Origin of the sequence: Zobellia sp. OII3 (genome assembly GCF_002211465.1) — a bacterium.
GTDB classification, from domain to species: Bacteria; Bacteroidota; Bacteroidia; order Flavobacteriales; family Flavobacteriaceae; genus Zobellia; species Zobellia galactanivorans.
This window is the reverse complement of record NZ_MWRZ01000004.1, coordinates 113,625-139,791: the sequence shown is the minus strand read 5'-3', so window position 1 is coordinate 139,791 and position 26,167 is coordinate 113,625. Positions and strand designations below refer to the sequence as shown.

Annotated in this window: 23 protein-coding genes; 13 read left to right on the top strand and 10 right to left on the bottom strand. The window is 42.8% G+C overall.

The features are described 5' to 3' along the window. Positions 1-46: 46 nt before the first annotated feature. Positions 47-2,902, bottom strand: a complete 2,856-nt coding sequence (gene carB / locus B4Q04_RS13145) for a carbamoyl-phosphate synthase large subunit (RefSeq protein WP_013991458.1) — start codon at positions 2,900-2,902, stop codon at positions 47-49. 120 nt (positions 2,903-3,022) lie between these two features. Beyond that, positions 3,023-3,190 carry a 50S ribosomal protein L34 gene (gene rpmH / locus B4Q04_RS13140; protein ID WP_072991142.1) on the bottom strand — a complete coding sequence of 56 codons (168 nt, stop codon included), beginning with the start codon at positions 3,188-3,190 and terminating at the stop codon, positions 3,023-3,025. A 185-nt stretch (positions 3,191-3,375) separates the two neighbouring features. Here rpmH and B4Q04_RS13135 point away from each other — a divergent pair, with 185 nt between their 5' ends. After that, positions 3,376-4,281 carry a DUF6263 family protein gene (locus B4Q04_RS13135; RefSeq protein WP_013991459.1) on the top strand — a complete coding sequence of 302 codons (906 nt, stop codon included), beginning with the start codon at positions 3,376-3,378 and terminating at the stop codon, positions 4,279-4,281. 5 nt (positions 4,282-4,286) lie between these two features. Then, a complete protein-coding gene (locus B4Q04_RS13130; RefSeq protein WP_013991460.1) occupies positions 4,287-4,802 on the top strand; it encodes a hypothetical protein in 516 nt (171 codons plus the stop codon). Positions 4,803-4,846: 44 nt separating this feature from the next. Here the strand turns inward: B4Q04_RS13130 and cls are convergent, their stop codons facing one another. The 3 genes from cls to B4Q04_RS13115 all read right to left on the bottom strand — a co-directional run bounded on the left by cls (position 4,847) and on the right by B4Q04_RS13115 (position 8,261). Continuing rightward, the gene (gene cls, locus B4Q04_RS13125) at positions 4,847-6,319 is read right to left on the bottom strand and encodes a cardiolipin synthase (protein ID WP_046287664.1); all 1,473 of its coding nucleotides are present in this window, start codon (positions 6,317-6,319) and stop codon (positions 4,847-4,849) included. Positions 6,320-6,441: 122 nt separating this feature from the next. Further along, a complete protein-coding gene (locus B4Q04_RS13120) occupies positions 6,442-7,407 on the bottom strand; it encodes a lytic transglycosylase domain-containing protein (RefSeq protein WP_013991462.1) in 966 nt (321 codons plus the stop codon). Positions 7,408-7,598: 191 nt separating this feature from the next. Continuing rightward, positions 7,599-8,261 carry an alpha/beta fold hydrolase gene (locus B4Q04_RS13115; protein WP_013991463.1) on the bottom strand — a complete coding sequence of 221 codons (663 nt, stop codon included), beginning with the start codon at positions 8,259-8,261 and terminating at the stop codon, positions 7,599-7,601. A 169-nt stretch (positions 8,262-8,430) separates the two neighbouring features. On the opposite strand from B4Q04_RS13115, the gene B4Q04_RS13110 reads away from it, so the two are divergent. Continuing rightward, positions 8,431-8,724, top strand: coding sequence for a GNAT family N-acetyltransferase (locus B4Q04_RS13110; protein ID WP_013991464.1), 294 nt, complete (start codon positions 8,431-8,433; stop codon positions 8,722-8,724). A 59-nt stretch (positions 8,725-8,783) separates the two neighbouring features. On the opposite strand, the gene mtaB is transcribed toward B4Q04_RS13110, so the two are convergent. The 4 genes from mtaB to B4Q04_RS13090 form a co-directional block, all read right to left on the bottom strand. Further along, entirely contained in the window at positions 8,784-10,112 is a 1,329-nt protein-coding gene (gene mtaB / locus B4Q04_RS13105) for a tRNA (N(6)-L-threonylcarbamoyladenosine(37)-C(2))-methylthiotransferase MtaB (RefSeq protein WP_046287665.1), read from the bottom strand. 141 nt (positions 10,113-10,253) lie between these two features. Further along, complete coding sequence (locus B4Q04_RS13100) at positions 10,254-11,429, bottom strand: GlmU family protein (RefSeq protein ID WP_013991466.1); 1,176 nt, start codon at positions 11,427-11,429, stop codon at positions 10,254-10,256. Between the two features lie 137 nt (positions 11,430-11,566). Then, the gene (locus tag B4Q04_RS13095; protein WP_013991467.1) at positions 11,567-11,863 is read right to left on the bottom strand and encodes a type B 50S ribosomal protein L31; all 297 of its coding nucleotides are present in this window, start codon (positions 11,861-11,863) and stop codon (positions 11,567-11,569) included. 300 nt (positions 11,864-12,163) lie between these two features. Next, complete coding sequence (locus B4Q04_RS13090; RefSeq protein WP_013991468.1) at positions 12,164-12,541, bottom strand: hypothetical protein; 378 nt, start codon at positions 12,539-12,541, stop codon at positions 12,164-12,166. A 29-nt stretch (positions 12,542-12,570) separates the two neighbouring features. Between B4Q04_RS13090 and B4Q04_RS22470 the strand changes: the two genes are divergently transcribed. The 8 genes from B4Q04_RS22470 (at position 12,571) to B4Q04_RS13055 (ending at position 19,997) form a co-directional block, all read left to right on the top strand. Then, positions 12,571-12,870, top strand: a complete 300-nt coding sequence (locus B4Q04_RS22470) for a hypothetical protein (RefSeq protein WP_123772373.1) — start codon at positions 12,571-12,573, stop codon at positions 12,868-12,870. 265 nt (positions 12,871-13,135) lie between these two features. Next, positions 13,136-13,657 carry a DUF4199 domain-containing protein gene (locus B4Q04_RS13085; RefSeq protein ID WP_013991469.1) on the top strand — a complete coding sequence of 174 codons (522 nt, stop codon included), beginning with the start codon at positions 13,136-13,138 and terminating at the stop codon, positions 13,655-13,657. A gap of 199 nt (positions 13,658-13,856) precedes the next feature. Then, positions 13,857-14,831: a glycosyltransferase family 2 protein gene (locus tag B4Q04_RS13080; RefSeq protein ID WP_013991470.1), complete on the top strand. Its 975-nt coding sequence runs from the start codon at positions 13,857-13,859 to the stop codon at positions 14,829-14,831. 39 nt (positions 14,832-14,870) lie between these two features. Continuing rightward, a complete protein-coding gene (locus B4Q04_RS13075; protein ID WP_013991471.1) occupies positions 14,871-16,580 on the top strand; it encodes a phospho-sugar mutase in 1,710 nt (569 codons plus the stop codon). Continuing rightward, positions 16,580-18,403, top strand: coding sequence for an ABC transporter ATP-binding protein (locus tag B4Q04_RS13070; RefSeq protein ID WP_088697071.1), 1,824 nt, complete (start codon positions 16,580-16,582; stop codon positions 18,401-18,403). Before B4Q04_RS13075 ends, B4Q04_RS13070 begins: the two co-directional genes overlap by 1 nt. Positions 18,404-18,461: 58 nt before the next feature. After that, positions 18,462-19,016, top strand: coding sequence for an RNA polymerase sigma factor (locus B4Q04_RS13065; protein ID WP_013991473.1), 555 nt, complete (start codon positions 18,462-18,464; stop codon positions 19,014-19,016). Positions 19,017-19,027: 11 nt separating this feature from the next. Further along, the gene (locus B4Q04_RS13060; RefSeq protein ID WP_088697070.1) at positions 19,028-19,543 is read left to right on the top strand and encodes a hypothetical protein; all 516 of its coding nucleotides are present in this window, start codon (positions 19,028-19,030) and stop codon (positions 19,541-19,543) included. Beyond that, positions 19,536-19,997 carry a hypothetical protein gene (locus tag B4Q04_RS13055; RefSeq protein WP_013991475.1) on the top strand — a complete coding sequence of 154 codons (462 nt, stop codon included), beginning with the start codon at positions 19,536-19,538 and terminating at the stop codon, positions 19,995-19,997. The genes B4Q04_RS13060 and B4Q04_RS13055 overlap by 8 nt, the downstream gene beginning before the upstream one ends. A 12-nt stretch (positions 19,998-20,009) precedes the next feature. On the opposite strand, the gene B4Q04_RS13050 is transcribed toward B4Q04_RS13055, so the two are convergent. After that, positions 20,010-21,038, bottom strand: a complete 1,029-nt coding sequence (locus tag B4Q04_RS13050; RefSeq protein ID WP_088697069.1) for a WD40/YVTN/BNR-like repeat-containing protein — start codon at positions 21,036-21,038, stop codon at positions 20,010-20,012. A gap of 72 nt (positions 21,039-21,110) precedes the next feature. Between B4Q04_RS13050 and B4Q04_RS13045 the strand changes: the two genes are divergently transcribed. Together B4Q04_RS13045 and purL are read left to right on the top strand one after the other, a co-directional pair. Next, the gene (locus B4Q04_RS13045) at positions 21,111-22,322 is read left to right on the top strand and encodes an RsmB/NOP family class I SAM-dependent RNA methyltransferase (RefSeq protein ID WP_013991477.1); all 1,212 of its coding nucleotides are present in this window, start codon (positions 21,111-21,113) and stop codon (positions 22,320-22,322) included. Positions 22,323-22,421: 99 nt separating this feature from the next. Then, complete coding sequence (gene purL / locus B4Q04_RS13040) at positions 22,422-26,105, top strand: phosphoribosylformylglycinamidine synthase (RefSeq protein WP_013991478.1); 3,684 nt, start codon at positions 22,422-22,424, stop codon at positions 26,103-26,105. Positions 26,106-26,167: the final 62 nt, after the last annotated feature.

The following is a 26,167-nucleotide window of genomic DNA, read 5'->3' as shown; positions in this document are numbered from 1 at the left end:
CGGCAAACAATTACCACGACCTTTTACACTCTTCCAATAAGCAATTTTACTTGCTTAAGTACATTTTTCTTCGACCGTAAAGATCATAAAACTGATCATCTTTAAGGCTGTCGATAAAGAGAATGCTCTCGCCCGTACTCTTCATTTCAGGCCCTAGGTTTTTGTTTACATTCGGGAACTTATTAAAGGAAAAGACCGGTTGCTTAATGGCAAAACCTTTAAGCTGTGGGTTAAAATCAAAATCCTTGACCTTTTTATCCCCTAACATGACCTTGGTGGCATAATTCACATAAGGCTCCTTATAAGCTTTGGCAATAAAAGGAACGGTTCTAGAAGCACGTGGATTCGCTTCTATGATATACACCATGTCGTCTTTTACGGCAAATTGAATGTTGATCAAACCTACGGTGTTCAAGGCCAAGGCAATTTTCTTGGTATGGTCTTTTATCTGCTGCATTACAAACTCGCCCAAATTGAACGGAGGCAGTGTTGCGTTAGAGTCGCCCGAGTGAATACCACAAGGCTCTATATGTTCCATAATACCAATAATATAAACATCTTCCCCATCACAAATGGCATCGGCTTCCGCCTCTATCGCGCCATCCAAATAATGGTCTAACAACAATTTATTATTCGGTATTTTTCTAAGAAGATCTACAACATGCTCCTCTAGCTCCTCTTTGTTTATGACAATTTTCATTCCTTGCCCACCCAACACGTACGAAGGTCTTACCAACAACGGAAAGTTAAGTTCATCGGCCAAGGCCAAGGCTTCATCGGCAGTTTCTGCAACCCCGAACTGTGGAAACGGAATGTCGTTTGCTTTTAAAAGCTCGGAAAAACTACCACGGTCTTCCGCAAGGTCCAGTGCCTTGAAACTGGTTCCGATAATCTTAATACCGTATTTCTCCAATTTCTCCGCAAGTTTCAATGCGGTCTGCCCGCCTAGCTGTACAATAACGCCTTCAGGCTTCTCATGACGGATAATATCGTAGATATGCTCCCAGAAAACCGGCTCAAAGTAAAGTTTGTCGGCCGTATCAAAATCGGTAGAAACCGTTTCAGGGTTACAATTGATCATGATGGTCTCGTAGCCACATTCGGCAGCGGCAAGCACACCGTGAACACAACAGTAATCGAATTCTATACCCTGCCCTATTCGATTGGGACCAGAACCAAGCACTACAATTTTTTTACGATCGGTAACGATACTGTCGTTCTCAACATATCGGGTTCCGTCGGGCTTTTCTATTTCTTCTTCAAAAGTAGAATAGTAATATGGGGTCATCGCCTTAAATTCGGCGGCACAGGTATCGACCAATTTATACACCCTGTTGATATTCATCTCCTCGGTTCGTTTTTTATGCACCTCGCTCTCGTAGCAATCGAGCATATGGGCAATTTGCCTATCGGCAAAACCTTTTTGCTTGGCTTCCAGCATCAATTCCTTGGTCAAGGTAGCAATGGTATAGGTAGAGATTTCCTTTTCCAAGAGATAAAGTTCTTCGTACTGTTTCAAGAACCACATATCTATTTTGGTAATCTCGTGTATCCTACCCAATGGAATACCCAATTGAATGGCATCGTAAATCACGAAAACCCTGTCCCAACTAGGAATCGTCAGTTTTTGAATGATTTGGTCATAATTGGTGTAGCCTTTACCGTCGGCACCTAGACCGTTTCTTTTTATTTCCAAGGATTGTGTTGCCTTATGCAAGGCTTCCTGAAAGGAACGTCCAATACCCATTACCTCACCTACCGACTTCATTTGAAGTCCTAATGTACGGTCTGAACCTTCAAACTTATCAAAGTTCCATCTCGGTATCTTTACGATAACATAATCGAGGGTGGGTTCGAACAATGCCGATGTAGATTTCGTAATCTGGTTGTCCAACTCGTTCAAATTGTAACCAATGGCCAATTTAGAAGCTATTTTGGCAATAGGATAACCCGTTGCCTTTGAAGCCAATGCCGAAGAGCGCGAAACCCTTGGGTTGATCTCTATGGCAATAATATCTTCTTCTTCATCTGGGCTAACCGCAAACTGAACGTTACACCCCCCTGCAAAGTCACCGATACTGCGCATCATATGAATGGCCATATCCCGCATCTTTTGGAAAGTCCGGTCAGAAAGTGTCATTGCCGGTGCCACGGTTATGGAGTCACCCGTATGTATCCCCATAGGGTCCATATTCTCAATGGTACATATAATGACAACGTTATCGTTTTTATCACGGAGCAACTCAAGCTCGTACTCTTTCCACCCCATAAGGGCCTTATCGATCATTACCTCATGAATGGGCGATATTTCGAGTCCGCGACTTAACAGCTCATCAAAGTCTTCCGGTTTGTAAACTATCGAAGCTCCTGCCCCACCCAAGGTATATGATGCCCTAATCACTAATGGGAAACCAAATTCTTGGGCTATCTCCTTCCCTTTCAGGAATGAGGTAGCCGTAGCTTGGGGTGCCATCCCAACACCGATTTTCAACATCAGTTCACGAAACTTCTCACGGTCTTCCGTAATGTTGATCGCGTTGATATCGACCCCTATGATCTCTACGCCAAAATCTTTCCAAATACCCTTTTCATCAGCTTCAATACACAAATTTAAGGCCGTTTGCCCTCCCATAGTAGGCAATACCGCATCGATTTGGGGATGTTCCTTTAAAATCTCAACTATTGATTTGGTGGTTAAGGGCTTTAGATAAACGTGATCCGCCATGGTGGGGTCCGTCATAATGGTAGCAGGGTTGCTATTTATCAAAACGGTCTCTATACCATCTTCACGAAGACTTCGCAAAGCTTGTGAACCTGAGTAATCAAACTCACAGGCTTGACCTATTACAATGGGACCGGAACCGATCAGTAGTATTGACTTTAAATCTTTTCTTTTGGGCATTAGTTGTATTCTTTAAGGCTTTGGCAAAAAATTGTTACAAATATCAGGACAAACCTGACATAAAAAAAGGTGTTACTTATAAAAAGTAACACCTATATATTTCTTAAAAAAATAATATCATTATTTCTTATGTCTCGGCTCAGAGGATACAGAAAGTTTTTTTCTTCCTTTAGCTCTTCTACGAGCTAAAACTTTTCTTCCGTTTACGGACGCCATACGCTCCCTAAATCCGTGTTTATTTCTTCTTTTTCTTTTCGAAGGCTGATATGTTCTTTTCTGTCCGGGCATTGTATTATCCTTTTCGTTTTGTGATACTAGTTTGCGAAACCGCTCGCTAAAACTGGGCGCAAATATACAAAGAGTTTTCTCTCTAGCAAATACATTTAGAAAAATATTTTTATTGAATGCCTGCCGCCTAGCGATAGGTTTTTATTACTTTTGCCAAAATCGGATTTTAGCACTAAAATCAATCTATGAGAAACTTTTTTGGCATTATTTTTATTGTTCTGTCAAGTACCATCTCCTTAGCCCAGACAAAGCTCGAGTACAAACTGGAGAAAAATGCCGTCTTCACCATAAAACAAAACGCCGAGCAGATCATCACCCAAGAGCTCGACGGGGCCAGTCATGTAATGACCAACAAAATTAACGGTATTCTTGAATTCAAAGTACTGGAGGTAAGGGATTCCACTTATAAAATCGCCTTGAAATTCAAGGACCTCAACCTCAATATGAAATCGAGTATACAAGGGGAATTATTAAACGTACGGGCCAAGGAAGTCGCTCCCGACGATATGCAATCGCAAATATTCAACAGTCTGCTCAACAGACCGGTCAACATTCTTTTGGCCAAAACAGGCAATATCATCGAAGTAAAGGGAGGAGATAGCCTTGTAGTGAAAATGGCCGAGGCTTCAGGACTTACGGACGAATTTTCATTGAAAATGATGAAAAAATCCTTGGAGAAAGAATTTGGTTCGGAAGCACTTTCAAAAAGTTACGAACAGATGACCTATATCTATCCGAAGAAAAAAGTACGTATAGGCGATACCTGGAAAAACAAATACACTGGAAAATTAGAGAGCCAAAACACATGGACCCTAAAAGGGCTCACCGCTGACACGGCCACTATAGACGGTTCTGCCGAGGTACACATGGATGTTACCGAATTGGCCACGACCATGAAGCTCGACGGCTCACAAAAAACACAGATAATTACGGATGTCTCTACTGGTTTTGTAAAAAAAATGACCGTGGAGGGACTCTCAAACGGGTCTTCGACCATGACCCAAATGGGCGACCAAGAAATCCCCACGACCATACAATCTTCCATTACCTACGAACTCATAGATAATTTAAACGAACCGATCAATAATTAATACACATGTTTAACAAAAATCTTAAACTGGTCATAGCAGGACTTATAATCGCATACGCCGTATATCAATTCATCGAGGGCAACATTGGCAACGGAATCTTTCTCATTCTTTTATCCCTCATTTTTATATTCCTCTATTTTAGAAACGAAATCATTCTCTTGGCCTTTTTAAGAATGAGGAAGCAAGACCTTGAGGGCACGGAAAAATGGTTGAGCAAAATCAAAAATCCAGAGGCGGCCCTAATCACCAAACAACAAGGCTATTTCAATTACCTTCATGGTATCATACACTCACAAAAAAACTTGACACAGGCCGAAAAGTACTTTAAAAAGGCCTTGAAATTAGGACTCACAATGGACTACGATATCGCCATGGCCAAATTAAGCCTTGCAGGTATTGCCATGCAAAAGCGTAGAAAACGTGAGGCCACTACCCTGCTCCAAGAAGCCAAAAAACTCGATAAGAGCAATATGCTTACCGAGCAAATCAAGATGATGCAACAGCAGATGAAGAAAATTTAGCCGAAGGAAACACTAAAGGTCTAGGCCTTTTTTTAAACTTGCGATTAAAGTAAAGGTGCCCAAAGCCTACTGAACGACTCTTTCAGTTTACGCACCAGTCCGCGATTGTTCCAGCGCACCAGGTCAACCTCTTCACACGCTTTCAAATCGTCAAAGAAAACCTCTGTCAGCCGACGGTTGATTTCTTTACTGTAAAGCATGGCGTTTATCTCAAAATTGATCGAGAAGCTGCGATAATCAAGGTTAGCGGTACCCACTGTAGAGAAGATATCGTCTATGACCATAGTCTTTGCGTGTATAAAGCCCTTGTGATAGCGGTAGATTTTTATTCCCGATTCAAGACAGTATGCGATATACGAATCCGAAGCATATTGTGCCGCCCACGAATCCGACTCGTACGGAATGATGACACGCACATCGAGGCCACTCCTTGCCCCTGTAGCCAAGGCCGTTAATATGGCATCGTTAGGCATAAAATAGGGCGAGGTGATATAGATGCGTTCCTTTGCGGAACTAATAGCCGAAAAAATAGCTTCCATAATATTGGCCCAATCGGTGTCGGGTCCGCTTGCCGCAATCTGCACGGCGACCGGTCTTTCCGTTTGTGGTTTTTCCTTCGGAAAGAAGGCTTTTTCAATTTCGATCTCATTGTTCGAGGCAAAATTCCAATTCAACAAAAAAGACGATTGTAGCGAGCCTACCGCCCCGCCCCTCAGCCTTAAATGGGTATCACGCCAGTACCTTGGGTTGTCATACGAATTGTCATATCGCTGCGCCATATTGATTCCCCCTACATAACCTATTATTCCATCTATGACAACTATTTTCCGATGGTCCCTATAATTTAGCTTTCCCGTGGAGTTCGAAAACAGAACCGGCATAAAAGCGTAGTGCTCCACCCCCGCCTTGGTCATTTTCCGTTTCATACTATTGGCAATATTGCTTCCCACATCGTCGTACACCAGCCTTACCTTTACGCCTTCACGGGCCTTATCCATAAGGATATTCATGATTTCATTTCCCAAAGCATCGGAAAACAACACAAAATATTCCATATGAATACACACGCTTGCATTCCGCAAATCGTCTCGCAACCGCTTGAACTTTTCTTCCCCATTGATCAACAGCTCTACATCATTGTCAAAGGTCAGAACCGCTTTTTGATTGTTTTTAAGAAGCTTATAGACCTTAAAGATTCCCTCGCCATAGGTTTCCTCAAAATCGTCACGCTCCTCTTGGTCCAATTTAAAATTGGCCCGCCAATCTTTGATCCGCTCATTGTCGAGAAAGTATTTTTTTTCGAAAATTTTAGATTTCCTATAGTCTTGCCCGAATAAGTAATAAACCACCAAACCCAAAAAAGGGAGTACGGCAAGGGCGAACAAGAATGAAAGGGTCTTAACGGGATTCTTGTTCTTTAAAAGAATAAAAAAAGAAAGGGCAATGACGAGGATGTAGTTGACTGCTAAAAGCACCAACCATAAGTTCTTATGAATAAAAGTAAGGATAGAATCCATCAATTTGAATACGGCCCGAATCATCAAGACGATCCGGGCCCGTTATTCCATAAAGATGGCTCAAATTATGCAATAAAACGGTCTCTAATCCAATTTAAGATAACCGCATCGAAGATGTTTGGCTACTTACCTACCCTATAATACCCTTTGTTCGGTATTTCTATAGTGTATTTTTTGCGCGAACTATTGTTCAAATGCGCTTCTCTAAGCCAAGGATTGTGTCTCTTTAAAATTTTGTAGTTGATTTCGTATTGCTGCGCAAAATCGGCAAAACTCAATACAGGCTCATCGATTTCAACTTTGAAGGTCGGAACGGGCTTGTACATATCTTCCTCGTCTATATCGAAGCCGTATTTCTCAGGATGGCTCAATATTTCCTTTATGGCCATAATACGGAACACGTATCTTCCCGTCTCCTGCCCCAGTAACAAATCGTAATAATCGCTTACCTGCTGAATACCCAAGTATTTGTTTATAGCACCGGCACCAGCGTTATACGAAGCCGCAGTCAAGGTCCAACTGCCGTACTTGTTGTAATGTCTTTTTAAGTAGGCACAAGCCACTTCTGTAGCTTTTTCGAGGTTATAACGTTCGTCTACGTTACTGTTCACCTCTAGGCCGTATTCCCTTCCTGTAGCCTTCATAATCTGCCAAAAACCGGCCGCACCGGCATGTGACACCACATTTTGCAATCCGCTTTCGGCAACCGCCAAATATTTAAAATCGTCGGGGATTCCGTTTTTTGCCAAAATAGGCTCGATTATCGGAAAATATTTGTTCGCCCTTTTGATCAACAGTACGGCATTCGACTGCCAATAGGTGTTTACCAAAAACTCACGGTCGACACGCTCCATGATCTCAGGGTCTTCCTGAGGCACCATTTCACCTGCAAAGTTCAAGTCTTCAGGAATATCTATGGCCGAAATTCGATACGATTCCGCAACGTTCTTATCGTTTACTTCAATCTCGTTTTCGCTTACATCGGCATCTCCCTTACTCGGTTCTACATTATTTTGTACGGCAAATATCAAAGTACTCACGACAAAAAAGACGCCCAAGAGCATCAATACATTCTTTAAAATCTTCATTTTTTGGTATTGTTCGGTTTATTCAAAGTTAGTAAACTCTTTTTGAATTTTTCTACCTCGGCCCCTTACTTATTGAGGTTTAACTTTTACTTTGCCATAATCCCACTAAAAGGCAGAGATCACAACAAGGCTTACGATTAAATTCACATGGGGGGTCTTCAGATAGAGATGAATCTAATACTACAACTCGTTTATTCCAAAATAATTGTGGGCAGATGCTCATTAAACCACCGAGCCCTGTGAATGATCATCGTATGCGTGCCACTTTTTACGGTAATACAATGCTTTATTTTTTCAATAGGAAAAACAGCATCTTTATCACCATGAATATGAACGAGGTTAGGTATGGGCTCGACCGGTTTCCAATTGACGATTTGATCAATAGACCAGTCGATATAATATTTGTCACGAATGGAAAGGTATTCTTCATAGAGCGCCAACCGCTTGGTTACCGTCTCCCCGAAAGCGTACTTCGCCAGAAGCTCAATATTGTTGACAAGTCCTGTGGGCAAAAGTTTATGCACCTTTGTATACTTAGCGAATATCATGCGCTTCGGCAGCTCTGAGGCCTCTTTTACACTTGATACCAACACAACCTTCCTAAAGGATTTGAATCGTGCCATTTCTTGTGCGAGCATCCCCCCAAAAGATACACCGACCAAAACCGCATTATCATGAAGCACATATTCGTTCATTTTTTTGGCATAGTCGGAAAGTGACATATCCCGTTCGGGTACGAACCATTCAAGCAGATGTTGCTCAAAGATATCTTCAGGTAAGCGGATATGCTTAAAAATGGAAGGGTTAGCCGCCATTCCCGGCATAAAATAGACATGAACCTTAGTACTGCGCATTTTGAATAAGCATAGGAATTGTTAGGAAATTAACATTTTTTTCACTACTTTTGCTGTCGACTTTGGGGTTAATCCATAGTTTATACAAATCTGAGCAAAAGTATACAAAATTGCGATTTGAGAACACCGTAATTTTCTTACCTCTTGCCGTCATCTAAAATCAAACTATATGAATGAAGTAGAAATTATTGACAACAGTTTCTTGCGCCAATTCGAAACCAAGGTTGAAGGTCATTTAGCCAAGATCGAATATTCTTCGCAAGAACGCAAAGTATTTCTAACAAAATTAGTAGTGCCTGAAGAAATCACTAAAGAAGGTTTCAAAGAAGATTTTATCAAATCCGTTCTTCACCACATTCAAGAGCAAAATCAGAGAGTGGTTCCTACAAGTCCTCAAATTGCCGGTTTCTTACGTAAAAACAGACAATATAAAGAGATGTTACCTGTAGGTATTAGAATCTAATCGAATTTCAGAGTTTTTTTGAAGATGAATCCCGCACGAAGCGGGATTTTTTTTTGCCCTTATACTTCCGCTGTACTTTTAGCGAACTCAAAACGCACCAGGCCATCGGTATCTATATCGGTCAAGACTACCTCGTGAAGGGTATTTACCAATTCTGGGTTCCACGGCGATTTTACCTTGACGTAGTTGGCCGTAAAACCATGAATGTATCCTTCTTTGTTCTCTCCTTCGAACAATACCTGATGCGTGCGCCCCAACTGACTTTCATAAAAAGCCCTTCGTTTCTTAACCGAAAGTCCACGTAACATCTTACTACGCTTGTTCCTTACCTGTTTCGGTACAACGCCGGCCATATCGGCCGCAGCCGTATTATCGCGTTCGGAATAGGTAAAAACGTGCAAATACGATATATCCAGCTCGTTCAGAAAATGGTAAGTTTCAAGAAAGTGTTCGTCGGTTTCCCCCGGAAACCCGACAATAACATCGACACCGATACACGCATGCGGCATAACCTCCTTGATCTTTCTGACCCTATCTACATATAGGTCGCTCATATACCTGCGGCGCATCAGCTTTAAAATAGCATCGCTCCCACTTTGTAAGGGAATATGAAAATGAGGCACGAAGGAGTCGCTCTGCGATACAAAGTCTATAGTTTCGTTCTTTAGCAGGTTCGGCTCAATAGAAGATATCCGTAGACGGTGTATGCCCTCTACCCTATCCAAGGCCTTTACCAAGTCTAAAAACGTATGCTCATGCTTCTTGTTCCCAAACTCACCTTTACCGTAGTCTCCGATATTCACGCCGGTCAGTACAATTTCCTTAATACCTTTTGCCGATATTTCAGCCGCATTGTCCAAGACGTTCTGCAAGGTATCGCTTCTAGAGATGCCCCTAGCCAAGGGAATCGTGCAATAGGTACACTTATAGTCACATCCGTCCTGTACCTTTAAAAAAGCACGTGTACGGTCTCCGATAGCATAGCTACCCACATAAAAATCGGCTTCGTGGATCTCACAGGAGTGCACTTCGCCAAAATCGTTTTTGGTAAGGTCGTTGATATAGTCGGTAATCTTAAATTTTTCGGTAGCCCCCAACACCAAGTCCACACCATCTACAGCGGCCAATTCTTCCGGTTTCAACTGCGCATAGCAGCCGATAGCCGCCACAAAGGCATCAGGGTTTACTTTCTGGGCCTGTTTTACAATGGTCTTGAACCTTTTGTCCGCGTTTTCAGTCACCGAACACGTATTAATCACATACATATCGGCCGATTCGGCAAAATCTACACGTTCGAAACCCTCATCCTGAAATCCTCTGGCAATGGTTGAAGTTTCGGAAAAATTGAGTTTACAGCCCAATGTATAAAAAGCAACTTTCTTTTTCATACCCTTTTCCCTTTCTGCATTCGTATTCAATTGACGCTTTTTTTAAGGTCACAAATATACAAACTTGAAGCGACCCTGTAACATTCGCTAAAGAGGTCGCTTCCTTCCCCTTTTAAAAGACACTTATCTTGAAGATTCAAATTAATAGTTACGCCATTTTTTAGTCAACTCAAAGACGTGCTCCAAAATACGGGCCTCCTTATCATCGAACTCCACATTTCTTCTCGCCATCATCACTTTGGCCGCATCGAAAGCTTTGGTCGTACTATAGGTAGAAAAGCCCGAAGCCCCGCCCCAACTGAAACTTGGCACGAAATTACGAGGAAATCCTGGTACGTAAATATTACAGTTCACCCCGATTACCGTACCGGTATTGAACATTGTGTTTATGGCCGTTTTACTATGATCCCCCATCATCAGGCCGCAAAATTGCAATCCGGTCTGTTCAAAACTTTCAGAGGCGTAATTCCATAAACGGACCTTAGCGTAATTGTTCTTAAGGTTCGAGTTGTTCGAATCGGCTCCAATATTACACCACTCCCCCAATACCGCATTACCCAAATAACCCTCATGGCCCTTACTTGAGTAGCCAAAAATTACCGAGTTGCTGATTTCGCCGCACACCTTTCCGTACGGGCCTATTGTTGTTGCACCATAAATCTTGGCCCCCATTTTCACCACGGCATTATTGCACAGTGCAAAAGCACCCCGAATCAAATTACCTTCCCACACCTGTGAATCTTTACCCAAATAAATGGGGCCGTCCGTGGCATTTAAAATACTGTGCTCTACCTGTGCCCCTTCCTCCATAAAGATACGCTCTGGGTGAATCAGGGTATTGCTCTTCGGTATAGGTGCACTTTTTCTTCCTGCGGTAATCAAATCAAAATCGGCCTGTAGGGCTTCCCCGTTTTTCGAGAAGATATCCCAGGTATTTACCACCTGTATGACATCATCTTCAAAATCGATATGCCGGTACGACGCAAAATCTACCTCTTCCTGTGTTTCCTTGGTAAAAAAAGCTATGACTTCCTCCCCTTTAAAAATAGCCTCGTTCTCCTTTAGGTCTTGAATCAGGCCGACCAACTTTTCATTGGGAAGAAAAGAGGCATTGATCAATACGTTCTCTTCCATCTCGACCATCGGATACTTTTCCGATAGATACTCTTCGGTAATCGTGGTAGTGGTATTGCCAAGATACTTTTCCCATTTTTCACGTATGGTCAATATTCCTATCCGTATATCGGCAACCGGCCTTGTAAAAGTAAACGGCAGCAGGTTTTCCCTTACCCTACCATCAAAAAGTATATAGTTCATTGCTGGTTATTTTTCTGCAAAAATAGACATTCTGTTTCTCTCGTCAGATAGACCACAATTGTAATTGGTCTATGCTATAAACAAAAAAAGCCTCCGACAATTGTGGAGGCTCTTCTAAAAATATCGTGTACAAGAAATTACTTTTCTTCTTTATCAGCTTTTTCTTCTTTGGCTGCAGCAGGTTTCTTCTTGAACTTCTCGTATTTACTTTTGAACTTATCAATACGTCCGGCAGTATCCAAGAATTTAGCCTTACCAGTATAGAAAGGGTGAGATGTTCTAGAGATTTCCAATTTTACCAAAGGGTATTCAACACCGTCAACTTCTAATGTTTCTTTGGTGTTTGCGGTAGATTTAGTCAAAAAAACCTCGTCATTTGACATGTCTTTAAAAGCGACTAATCTATAATTTTCTGGGTGTATTCCTTTTTTCATTCTAATTAAAATTTTACGCACCCATTCCAACAGGCACTCATTTTAAGGCTGCAAATTTAATTAATTTTCCTTAATCTACAATCTTATTACTAAAAAAAGAACCAATTAGTACCCGAAAAAAAATTAAGCCCTCCAAATAAAGGCGTGCCGGCCTTTGCGACAACAAAAAGAGCGGCGTGTACGGGTTTATGCCCAACCGTTTTGCAACCGTTCCGTTTCCGAACCCCAAAACACCAATAAACCTTGGCCGAAGATGCCTCCACCCCAGACAAACAACCGATAGGGCTTTAAACCTCCGCTTTAGTCACAATCATAGGTGAGAACCACATCCGTTTCCATTTCCAATATCAGCCTCTCAAAAATATTGTTGATATCAAATTTTTCCTTATCTGAACATTGGGAAAAATACGGACCATTAAACTCTTCTTCCTTTTCCTCGTAGGTAACCAAGTACTCCTGGGCAATTTCCCTCTGTTCCTGGCATTGTTCCAATGTATAAAAAGTACCATCGGGGTTTCTTACTTCCGCAATTTCCGCATAATAAGCCTCTTCCGTTTCTTCAAGATATCTCATCATGGCCGCCGCACAATTCGACACTTCGTCTTCTTTTTCATCATCTTCGATACACCCCATATTTAGAATTATCAATAGTAATGGGAACAACAATCTCGTTTTCATTTTTTAGAATTTATAACATTAGTACTTATTTGAACTCTTACTCATTTTTCTTCTACCCATGCCATATAAAAACAGACCGTTACCTCTTTTCAAACTCCCTTTGGCCTTATCAGGTCGGTTCGGCGACATCCCAAACCTTGGCACGCCTATCGCCGGCCCTATGGCGCCTCGTTAAAGCATCCGTCCGCATAGGTATTACCTGCCGTCCCGACCTCATCCAAAAGAGACGGTTCGAGCAGCATGGCCGACAGAACGATTATGGTGAAGTGACGCCCATAAAAGAGCCCTTCACGAAATTCGGCACCATTTTACCCTATCTAGGGCTATAGAATAACACATTGAAGATTTACGGTCGGGGGAACCGTTGAAGAAAATCCCCATTTTGTTTACGGAATAGAAGGAACATTTTCTTTTTCTATCCTATCTTTGTCGAGCAAAACACATAAACAATTGTTTTTAAGACGGTTACGGCTTACGATAAAAATACATAAAAACCTAGATTTCAATCCAAATTAAGATTTTAATCACCCACAATGTAACAAAAAGATGGTTTAAATCACATATATAACCGTACAACAACCTAAATACACTAAAATGGAAGAAATCCAAGCAAAAACAGGAAAGTTTGCCCTTAATCATGGTCTAATAGTAGGTGTTATTGGTATAGCCTTCGCTATTATGCTTTACACTATGGATATGCACTATGAGCGTGGCATCGCCGTTCAAGGTACCCAAACATTGATTTTGATAGCAGGTATCGTATTGGGCGTCTATCAGTTCAGGAAAGCCAATTCAGGCTTTTTAACCATCTCGGAAGCTTTAAAGGTAGGGGCCGGCGTTGCCCTTATAGCCGCAATTATGGGACTACTCTATTTTTATGTTTTTTCAAATTTTGTAGAGCCCGATTTTATGGACCATATGTACGAGATCGGAAAACAACAGGCTTTGGAAAACAACCCGAAGCTGACCGAGGAACAGCTTAACCAAGGTATCGAGATGCAAAAACAGTTCGCTTGGATGAACTACCCTATCATTCTGATCATGAACATTCTCATTGGTTTGGTCGTAGGCCTTGTGGTGGGTCTTATTTTAAAGAAAGACAAACCCACGTATTAGATACCCTTTTTAAAAATTATGTGTCCACCCCCCTAAAAAATCATACAATTCACTAAAGACCAATTAGTTAATTCATTTATCTTTTTAAATATTCTATATGTGGCCCCATTAAGGGACGATAAAGAAGGCTTATACCTGAAAAGTTTGAATGACTTCTAGATCAAAATTGTATTTTTGGTCTGATTTATAGAAACTGTGAATGGATCTATCCATAATAATACCCTTACTTAACGAAGAAGAATCTTTAAAAGAACTCCATGATTGGATCGTAAAAGTCATGCGCTCCAATCAATTCACCTATGAGATTCTTTTTATCGACGATGGCAGTACCGATGGCTCTTGGAAGACCATTACGGAGCTCTCCCATTCGAACCCTAACGTAAAGGGCATACGGTTCAATACGAATTTCGGAAAATCACAGGCGCTTCACGCCGGTTTTAAAGCGGCCAAAGGCAATGTGGTCATAACTATGGATGCCGACCTGCAAGACAATCCTGAAGAAATTCCCGAACTGTACCGATTGATAAAAGAAGACAAGTTCGATTTGGTATCGGGCTGGAAGAAGAAACGATATGATTCGGTACTCTTCAAGAATATGCCTTCCAAACTGTTCAACTGGGCAGCTAGACAAACCTCGGGCGTAAAGTTGCACGATTTCAATTGCGGTTTAAAGGCTTTTGACCAAAAAGTCATCAAAAGCATTGAGGTTTCGGGCGAAATGCACCGCTATATTCCGGTTTTGGCAAAAAATGCAGGCTATGGCAACATAGGCGAAAAAATAGTTAAGCATCAGGCCCGAAAATACGGCAAGACCAAATTTGGCATGGAACGCTTTATAAACGGTTTTTTAGACCTCTTGACCATATGGTTCGTCTCTAAATTCGGACGCCAGCCCATGCATTTGTTCGGGGCCTTGGGCGTTCTTATGTTCATTATAGGTTTCGGCTTCGCCATTTACCTCGGTATCGATAAACTTTTTATCAACCCGTACGGTCGGCTCATTACCGATCGCCCCCAATTTTTTATTGCACTTACCGCAATGATAATTGGCACCCAGTTATTTTTGGCTGGATTTTTAGGCGAAATTTTAATAAGATCACGAAAAAACGAGACGCGTTATACCATTTCCGAAGAAATATACCCAGAGCAAAAAGCAAATGAATATTCTTCGTAATTTTATGCGCTAATTAACATACTTAATATAGACACTACTATGGACGCCATTCTAAATACCGCCAAATCTTGGTTGACCGATTTTTTTGACCCAGAAGTAAAAAAAGAGGTCCAAAACCTAATCGACAACGATACCGATGAACTGAAAGACCGTTTTTACAAGCATATGGAATTCGGAACCGGTGGTATGCGCGGAGTTATGGGAGTCGGCACCAACAGAATAAACAAATACACCTTGGGGAAAAGCACCCAGGGCCTAAGCAACTACTTAAAAAAGACCTATACCGACGAAGATATCAAAGTGGTTATTGCCTTCGATTGCCGTCACAATAGCGACACCTTGGCAAGAACCGTGGCAGAAGTACTTTCGGCAAACGGTATCAAGGTCTTCCTTTTTTCGGAACTTCGCACAACCCCCGAACTTTCGTTTGCCGTTAGGCATTTAGGCTGCCATGCAGGTATCGTTTTGACCGCATCGCACAACCCGCCCGAATACAACGGTTACAAGGTATATTGGACCGATGGGGGGCAAATTGTGCCGCCACAGGACGGCGAGATAATTGCCGAAATCAATTCCCTTTCTTTTGAGGACATCAATTTTGAGGCAAACAATGCGCTCATTGAGCTTATAGATAAAGACGTAGACGAGGCTTTCATTAAGGAATCCGTTGCCAACGGAAATTTTAACGCTGCCGGTAAAGACGATTTTAAAATTGTTTTTACTTCGCTTCACGGTACATCTATCACCGCTATTCCCGAAGTCTTAAAAAGGGCCGGTTATAAGAACGTGACCATAATAGAGGAACAGGCCAAGCCCGACGGAAACTTCCCTACCGTAAAATCACCGAACCCTGAAGAGCCGGAAGCACTGTCTATGGCCGTTGCCAAAGCGGAAGAAATCGGTGCGGACATGGTAGTAGGTACGGACCCCGATAGCGACCGTTTAGGTATAGCGGTTCGAAACCTTGACGGAAAAATGGAAATCGTCAACGGCAACCAAGCCATGATCTTGATGACCAAGTTCCTCTTGGAACAACAAAGACGAAAAGGCTTTAAGGGCAATGAATTTATAGCCACCACCATTGTTTCCACCCCTATGATGGAAGCCATGGCCAAAGCATATGGCGTAGAGTTCAAGACTGCCCTGACCGGTTTTAAATGGATCGGAAAAATGATAAAAGATTTCCCCGAGTCGAATTTTATCGGTGGCGGTGAAGAAAGCTTTGGTTATATGGTAGGCGATTTTGTACGTGACAAAGATGCCGTTACCTCTACCCTATTGGCATGTGAGATTGCTGCTCAAGCCAAAGCGGATGGAAGCTCTTTTTACAAAAAATTGATCGACTGTTATGTTGATTACGGTTTCTACAAAGAGAAGCTGATCTCCATTACCAAAAAAGGGATGAGCGGTGCCGAGGAAATCAAACAAATGCTGAAGGATTTCAAGGAAAACCCTGTTTCTTCCGTGGCCGGTTCAAAGGTAAAATGGATCGAAGATTACAACACTTCCATCGCCAAGAACGTACTTACAGGTGAAGAAAAGACAATCGACATTCCAAAATCGAACGTACTGATCTACGAAACCGAAGATGGCACACGTATTGCCGCAAGACCAAGTGGAACTGAACCTAAGGTAAAGTTTTATATCAGCACGAATACGAAATTGGAAAAAGCGGAAGATTTCAAAAAAGTCTCAAAAGAATTGGATGATAAAATCCAAAACATTCTTACAGAGCTTAATCTCGGTTAATGGAATATTTCAAAAAAATCCTTCGTTTTGCAAAGCCTTATAGCAAATACGGATATCTAAATATTTTTTTTAACATCCTCTACGCATTGTTCAGTGCCCTTTCGTTTGCGGCACTGATTCCAATGCTCGATGTCTTGTTCAAGCCTGAAAACAGGGTTTTGCAAGAACCTGTGTACACAGGTATGGGCAGTTTAAAGGATTATCTTCAGGCCTACATCAATTTCAGGGTTAATGAATATTCCGGTGATGACGAGATGAAAGGACTGATATTGGTCATTGGCCTGGTACTCGTGCTTTTCCTTCTAAAGAATTTTTTCAATTATTTGGCCATGTACTTCATTACCTTTCTAAGGAACGGCGTACTGAAAGACATTCGCAACAAGATGTACAAAAAAATTGTTGAGCTGCCCATCTCTTTTTATTCCGAAAAAAGAAAGGGTGATGTTATTGCCCGTATCACCTCAGACGTTCTTGAGATTCAACATTCCTTTCTTTCGGTCTTGGAACTGATCGTACGAGAACCCTTGACCATATTGTTTACCATCATTATCATGTTTGGTATCAGCACCAAGCTGACCATTTTTGTTTTTGTATTCATACCTATTGCGGGCACCATCATCTCAAAGATCGGTAAATCGTTAAAGAAAAAATCGGACCGCGTACAAAAAGAACAAGGCGAATTCCTTTCCATTGTTGAGGAAACTTTGGGCGGACTCCGTGTGATAAAGGCTTTTAACTCGGAATCTTATTTTTCACGTGTTTTCGAAAAATCGACCAACAGGTTCTTTCGCTTTTCAAACTCTCTTTTAAACCGACAAAACCTAGCCTCGCCCACCGGTGAATTTTTGGGTATTTTGGTCATAGGCGTACTCCTATGGTTCGGTGGAAAGATGGTCTTGGTCGACAAAACCTTAGACCCCTCTTCATTCATTGCCTATATGGGACTGGCTTATAACATCTTGACGCCCGCAAAAGCCATCAGTAAAGCTTCCTATGGCGTAAAGAAAGGGAATGCCGCCGCTGAAAGGGTCTTAGAGATATTAGAGACCGAAAACCCAATTGTAGACAAAATCGATGCCGTAAACAAACCTAGTTTTGACAGCGGTATAACCCTTGAGGATATTTCCTTTAAATATGAAGATGAATACGTACTCAAAAACTTCAACCTTTCCGTTCCCAAAGGCGACACGGTAGCCTTGGTAGGGCAGTCAGGAAGTGGCAAAAGTACCATCGCCAATCTCATTACCCGGTTCTACGATGTGAACGAAGGTTCCATTTTAATCGATGGGCACAACATCAAGGACATCTCTAAAAAATCATTACGTGGCCTTATGGGCCTCGTTACCCAAGATTCCATTTTATTCAATGATACGGTAGCCCACAATATTGCCTTAGGGAAGGAAAACGCTACCCAAGAAGAGATCATTGAAGCGGCAAAAATCGCCAACGCCCACGAATTTATTGTCGAGCTTCCCAATGGCTACGACACCAATATAGGCGATAGCGGAAACAAGTTGAGTGGCGGGCAAAAGCAACGCCTATCCATTGCCAGGGCCGTACTGAAGAATCCGCCCATCATGATACTCGACGAGGCCACCTCGGCCCTCGATACCGAGAGCGAACGCTTGGTACAAGATGCGCTCGAAAAAATGATGCGCAACAGAACATCCATAGTGATTGCCCATAGGTTATCGACCATTCAAAATGCCAATACCATCGTCGTACTTCAAAAAGGCGTAATCGTAGAACAAGGCTCACACGACGAGCTTCTTGCAAAGAATGGCACCTATAAAAAACTGGTGCAAATGCAATCTTTGGGCTAGGCCATTAAACCTTTTCTTAAATTTATAGTCTTAACTATACATTTTAAGCCCGAAACATTTGATTGCAGAGGAAACCTTAGTAAATCAGTTACAGCGAGCAGAAACCCAGGCCAGCGCCTTTGGGGTGCTTGTAGATACCTACAAAGAAAGGTTGTACTGGCATATACGTAGAATTGTGTTGAACCACGACGATACCGATGATATTCTGCAGAATACCTTTATCAAGGTTTACAAAAACATTTCAAATTTTAAGGGCGACAGTAAGTTATATTCTTGGATGTACAGGATAGCGACCAACGAAGCCCTCTCCTTTCTCAAGAATAAATCAAGAATGATGGGTGTCGGTGACAGCGAATTACAAGACCGCCTAGTCGAAAACCTGAAAGCGGACGTATATTTTGAAGGAGAAGAAATTCAATTGAAATTACAACGGGCCATTGCAACACTGCCCGAAAAACAAAAACTAGTGTTCAATATGAAATACTTTCAAGAACTGAAATACGAAGAGATCTCAGAGATACTTGAAACATCGGTCGGGGGACTAAAAGCTTCTTACCACCTGGCCACCAAGAAGATAGAAGCTTACCTAAAAGAACAAAAAGAATATCTTTAGAAGCATTGCATATGAAGCCATTCGATAAAAAAAATCCGTTTAAGACCCCAGAAGGTTATTTTGAAAAGTTCGATGAAAGACTTTTTGAAAAGCTTTCCGAAAAGCGCTCGGCCATACCCAAAACGGAAGGCTTTAAGCTTCCTGAGGGCTACTTTGATACTTTGGGCGATAAGCTTCAACAAAAATTAAACGAAGAAGGATCGAGTAAGGTCATCCCCTTAAAATCCTACAAAAAATACTATTACGCCATAGCGGCCGCGGCCGCAGTTTTGGTCGTAGCATTGGTACTGAACCTGAACAAAACAAACGAGGTAGGTTTTGACGACCTGGCCCAAGCAGATATTGAATACTATTTCGACCAAAATGAACTAGACCTTAGCAGCTATGAAATAGCAGAGGTCGTACCCATAAGCGAACTTGAAATCACCGATATGTTCGAGAGTAGTTTCAGCGAAGATTACGTGATAGACTACCTTGATGAAAACACAGATTATATTGATGAATTAAATCTTGTATACGATGAATAGATTAAAATACATAATAATCGTACTCCTCCTATTTGTATCTGCGCAATTTTACGCCCAGAAACCACATGATTACGACAAAATCAAATCGTTAAAAATAGCCTTCCTGACCGAACGATTGAATTTGAGCAGCAAGGAAGCACAAGCCTTTTGGCCCATTTATAACGAGTACGAGAACAATCGTGGAAAACTCAGGGAGAAAGAGCACACCCAGGTCTACCCAAAAGTAAAAGAACCGGAAAAACTTTCGGAGAAAGAGGCGAGTGCTGTTGTTGAACTGTTTCTTGAATTCGAACAAAAAGAGGAAGACATTAGAAAGGACTTCATCAAAAAAGCGGCAGGGGTCATTACGGCCAAAAAAACCCTTTTACTCTTGCGTTCCGAAGAAGAGTTTAAAAGACAGCTGATCAGAAAGTACCACCAAAAGCGTGGTGAAAGCAACAAAAACAGGCCCTAAATTTCCTAAAACCTATTTAAAAACGAGTTTGGCGATTCTGTGCTTACCTGCAGCGTAGGCCGTGTTGGAATCGAAAAAACGGAGGGTATAAAAGGGTTCGTCCGATAACGACTTCCAAGTTAGCCCCCTATCGTTCGAGTAGGATATTCCGGTAAAACCGATAGCCACAAGGCCATAGCCTTCTGAGCCGGGCACAAATTGTACACAACTTTTATATTGTGGATTTTGACCGTCGGCAATCAACTGCCAGGTTTTACCACCGTCTTCGGTAATGGCCTTGTTCGCTTTGTTGATTTCCGGCCGGGTGAAATCGCCCCCAATGGCCATCCCTAGCTTTTCATTGTAAAAATCAACGGAAAAAATACCTTGGGTTGGGGCTTCGCTACTAATCGGGGTCTTTTGTATTTGCCATGTCTTGCCCTTATCAGCCGAAAAATAAATGCGGCTTTTGGTGGTGGCTACCCACGCCTTATCCCCCAAAACCTTAATATTCGTATTGCTGGCCGCAAAGGCCCCTTCACCTTCCACTCCTTCCGGTAATTCCGAACAGGGTATTTTTTCCCATGTATTCCCCCCGTCCCTTGTGATCAGAATGCTCAGACATCCGTTCATACTATCCCCTATGGCAATTCCCTCCTTATCGTTCCAAAAACTCATGGCGTCGTAAAACACGTTTTCGTCCTCTTCTTTGTATACCAATTGCATACGCCCCTTATCGCCCGTTTTGTACAGCAAGGCCGGATTCGCTATCGAAAGCATAAAAAAATCGGAGGAAGTATGCGCAATAGAGCGAAACTCGGGTAGGCTATCTCGATATTCCTGAACGCTTTCCATCACCTTGCCCGTAGCCAAATCTATACTACCAAAGACGCCGTTATTCCCCGCATAGCCCAAGCTATTGCCCATAAGCTCTATGGCTCGGATACTTACGGAATCTTCATATACCGTTTGAACGGCCACCGATGTAAATGATGGGGCCTTCCGTTTTTCGGAACACGAAACCAAGAGAACAACAAGTAAAAAAGGAAATAGAGTGCGCATACGTACAAAGTTTCTCAAAAATACAGGTAATCCAATGGCAAAACAATACCTTTGCAGCCTTAATTTTTTGTAATGAAGCTACATAGAAACTTGGTTTTCGCAGTAATCGATGCCTTGAACTTGATTTTTAACGAAGGAGAGTATGCCGATAAGGTGGTACAGAAAGTACTAAAGTTCGATAAACGTTGGGGTGCCCGAGATCGCGGCTTTATTGCCGAGACCACTTATGAAATGGTCCGCTACAAACGTTTGTATACCGAAATTGCCGAGGTAAAGGCTCCCTTCAGTAGACCCGACCTTTTTAGAATGTGGGCCGTATGGGCCGTTTTAAAAGGAATAAAACTTCCAGATTGGAAGCAACTTGAACCTACACCGGAACGTCGTATCAAAGGGCGTTTTGACGAACTTTCGAAAATAAGGAAATACCGCGAGTCACTACCCGACTGGATCGATGAGATCTGTCTTAAGGCTTTAGGGGAAAAGCTATGGAACGAAGAAAGTGCAGCACTCAACCAACAGGCCGAAGTAATTTTAAGGACCAATACCTTAAAGACCAAAAAGGAAACCCTTCGCAAGGCCTTATTGGATGAAGGTATCGTTGCCGAACCTATCAAAGGATACGCCGATGCCCTCCGATTACCCGAACGCGCCAATGTTTTCGTTACCGAGTCTTTCAAAAAAGGATATTTTGAGGTACAAGATGCCTCTTCACAGTTGGTGGCCGCATATTTAGATGTAAAGCCAGGACAACGTGTGGTCGATACCTGCGCCGGTGCCGGTGGAAAATCACTTCACTTGGCGGCCCTTATGGAAAACAAGGGACAACTTATCGCTATGGATATCTATGGCAGTAAGCTTAAGGAACTGAAACGACGTGCCAGAAGAAACAATGCCCATAACATCGAAACCCGCGAAATCGATTCTACCAAGGTCTATAAAAAATTATACGGCAGTGCCGATCGCGTTTTGATAGATGCCCCATGTACGGGTCTTGGCGTGCTTCGCAGAAATCCGGATAGCAAATGGAAAATGCAGCCCGAGTTTCTTGAGAAGATTACGAAAACGCAGCACGAGATCATTCGCAACTATAGCAAAATCGTTAAACCGGGCGGAAAAATGGTGTATGCCACCTGCTCTATCCTTCCTCAAGAAAACAACGACCAGGTACAATCTTTTCTAGCTTCAGAGGAAGGAAAAGACTTCAGTTTGGTCAAGGAGAAAAAGATATATGCCTCCAAAAGTGGGTTTGACGGTTTCTATATGGCATTGCTAGAAAAGAAGTAATCAACAATTCCCGGAAATACTGTTAACTTTTCTTGTGTGATCATTGCGCGAAAAGCTGTAAATTTGCCTTTTCTCAAAACCTATCAATTCACAAGCTCAATGATTCACTTCTTCGGGGATGCAGCCACTAAAGTCTTTGCCGTTCAAACGGTAAACGAACTTTCGCAGGAAAACACAAATAAATTGACATGGTTGTTCGGCAACCTACCTAAAATAAACACGGCGTCTATCGACGCCTTTTTTGTTGGCCCTAGGGCGGCCATGATTACGCCCTGGAGCACCAATGCTACCGAAATCACCCAAAACATGGGTATCGAGGGCATTATAAGGATAGAAGAGTTCAAAGCGGTAAGCGAAGATTTTACCGATTTCGACCCAATGCTTTCGGAAAAATATAAAGGACTCTCACAAAGTATCTTTCAAATCGATGTGGTTCCCGAAGCGATTCTAGAGATAGATAATATTGCCGAGTACAACCAAAAGGAAGGCTTGGCCCTTAGTGATGAAGAAGTGGTCTACCTCGAGACCCTATCGAAAAAAATCGGTAGAAAATTGACCGATTCCGAGGTTTTCGGCTTCAGTCAGGTAAATTCAGAACACTGTAGACACAAAATATTTAACGGAAGCTTCGTTATCGACGGTGAGGAAAAACCCGTTTCGCTCTTTAAGCTGATCAAAAAAACATCACAAGAGCATCCGAACGATATCGTTTCGGCCTATAAAGACAACGTGGCTTTTGTAAAAGGGCCCAAAGTGACCCAATTTGCCCCTAAAAGTGCCGATAAACCCGATTTTTACCAAGAAAAGGAGTTCGATTCGGTAATTTCCCTAAAAGCGGAAACGCACAACTTCCCGACTACCGTAGAGCCCTTTAACGGGGCCGCCACAGGTTCTGGAGGTGAAATTCGAGACCGCTTGGCCGGTGGTAAAGGTTCATTGCCCTTGGCCGGTACGGCCGTCTACATGACCGCCTATTCGCGTTTGGAAAAAGACCGCCCATGGGAAAAAGCGTTTCCGGAAAGGGAATGGCTCTACCAAACCCCAATGGATATCCTTATCAAGGCCTCCAACGGTGCTTCCGATTTCGGAAATAAGTTCGGCCAACCCCTTATTACGGGTTCGGTATTGACTTTTGAACATGACGAATCGAAAGACAGCAACGAAAAGAATACAAGAAAACTAGGCTTCGACAAAGTCATCATGCAAGCCGGCGGTATTGGTTACGGAAAAGCGGAACAAGCTTTAAAAGATACCCCGAGGGAGGGGGACAAGATCGTCATCTTAGGAGGCGACAACTACCGTATCGGTATGGGCGGTGCAGCCGTTTCGAGTGCCGATACCGGTGCATTTAGCTCCGCTATCGAGTTGAACGCCATACAACGCTCCAATCCCGAAATGCAAAAAAGGGCCTCAAACGCCATCAGGGGAATGGTAGAGAACGACGTTAACCCGATTGTTTCCATTCATGACCACGGTGCGGGCGGACACCTCAACTGCCTTTCCGAATTAATAGAAGATACGGGCGGAAAAATCGATTTAGACAAACTTCCCGTAGGAGACCCTACCCTATCGGCCAAGGAGATCATCGGTAACGAATCCCAAGAACGTATGGGTTTGGTCATCGGTCAAAAGGATGTCGATTTATTACATCGTATCGCCGAACGCGAGCGCTCACCAATGTACGAGGTTGGCGATGTAACCGGCGACCATAAATTTACTTTCGAATCGGCTACCACAGGTGAAAAACCTATGGATATGAATTTAGAGGATATGTTCGGAAGTTCCCCAAAGACCGTATTGACCGACACTACCGTTCAAAGAAACTATACCAATCCCGAGTACTCTTTAGAGTTCTTCCACGATTATTTGGAACAACTATTACAACTGGAAGCCGTTGCCTGTAAAGACTGGCTAACGAACAAAGTTGACCGTTGTGTTGGCGGACGTGTTGCCAAGCAACAATGTGCCGGCCCCTTGCAACTGCCTTTGAACAATTGCGGTGTTATGGCCCTCGACTTCAAAGGAAAAGAGGGAATTGCCACCAGTATCGGCCACTCCCCTATTTCCGGACTTATCGATCCGGCCGCAGGGAGCCTAAACAGTATTGCGGAAGCCTTGACCAATATCGTCTGGGCTCCGTTAAAAGACAATTTAAAATCCGTTTCCCTATCCGCCAACTGGATGTGGCCCTGTAAGAACGAAGGCGAAGACGCCCGATTGTACAAGGCCGTTGAAGCGGTTTCCGAATTCTCCATCGCCCTGGGTATCAACGTACCTACAGGAAAGGACTCGCTTTCAATGAAGCAAAAATATAAAGATGGGGATGTCATCGCGCCTGGTACGGTCGTTATTTCCGCCGCCGGAAATTGTAATGACATTACCCAAGTAGTAGAGCCCGTATTCCAAAAAAATGGTGGTTCGGTATACTACATCAACCTATCTAAAGATTCGTATAAACTAGGAGGCTCGTCCTTTGCCCAGATTCGCAATACCATCGGTAACGAAGCCCCAAGTATTAAGGACGCTTCTTATTTTAAGACCGTTTTCAACGCTATTCAAGACCTGATAAAAGAAGGGAAAATCGTTGCAGGGCACGATGTAGCTTCGGGCGGATTGATCACTACCTTATTGGAAATGTGCTTCGCCGACAACGATTTGGCCGCGGATCTCGACCTTTCAAGCTTAGGTGAGGAAGATACGATCAAACTACTTTTCTCAGAAAACTCCGGAATTGTTTTTCAAGCGAAAAATGCTTCAGTAGAGGAAAAATTAGCGGACCTCAACATCGATTTCAAGAAAATAGGAAGCGTAGTTTCCGATACCGTTCTGAAAATCAAGAATGGAGGAATGGAAATGGGCTTGAACATAGCATCGTTAAGGGATACCTGGTTTAAGACTTCCTATTTGTTAGACAACAAGCAAACGGCCGGCAATTTAGCCAAAGACCGATATGACAACTATAAAAATCAACCGCTTCAGTATAAATTCCCTGAAAACCTTGATTTAAGTACGGTTCCTGCAAACACTGCACCACGACCAAAAGCAGCCATCCTTCGTGAAAAGGGAAGTAATTCTGAACGCGAAATGGCCAATGCCATGTATTTGGCCGGTTTTGATGTTAAAGACGTTCATATGACCGACCTGATCTCGGGCCGCGAAACCCTTGAGGACATTCAATTTATCGGTGCCGTTGGCGGATTTTCCAACTCAGACGTTTTAGGAAGCGCCAAGGGTTGGGCAGGTGCTTTTAAGTACAACGAAAAGGCCAATGCCGCCCTTAAAAACTTCTTTGCAAGACCCGATACCTTATCCATAGGTATCTGTAACGGATGTCAGTTGTTCATGGAATTGGATTTGATCAATCCTGAACACGAGACCCATGGCCGAATGACCTATAACGATTCACACAAGCACGAAAGCAATTTTACTTCGGTAAAAATACAAGAGAACAACTCGGTGATGCTTTCAAGTTTAGCCGGAAGCACCCTAGGCGTTTGGATCTCACATGGCGAAGGTAAATTCAGTCTTCCGCATAATGAAGATCAGTATGACATCGTTGCCAAATACGGTTACGAAGGCTATCCCGCCAATCCGAACGGAAGTGATTTCAACACGGCTATGCTTTGTGATACCACTGGCCGCCATCTGGTGACCATGCCCCATATCGAACGCTCTATCTTCCCTTGGAACTGGGCGTATTACCCAGAAGGCACTACCGATGTAGTATCGCCATGGTTAGAGGCTTTTGTAAATGCACGAAAATGGATTTTGGAGAACAAATAGCCCTGTAAAACACCCTTATTCAAATCTTACAGCAGCGTGCATTTAAAAGTGCACGCTGTCTT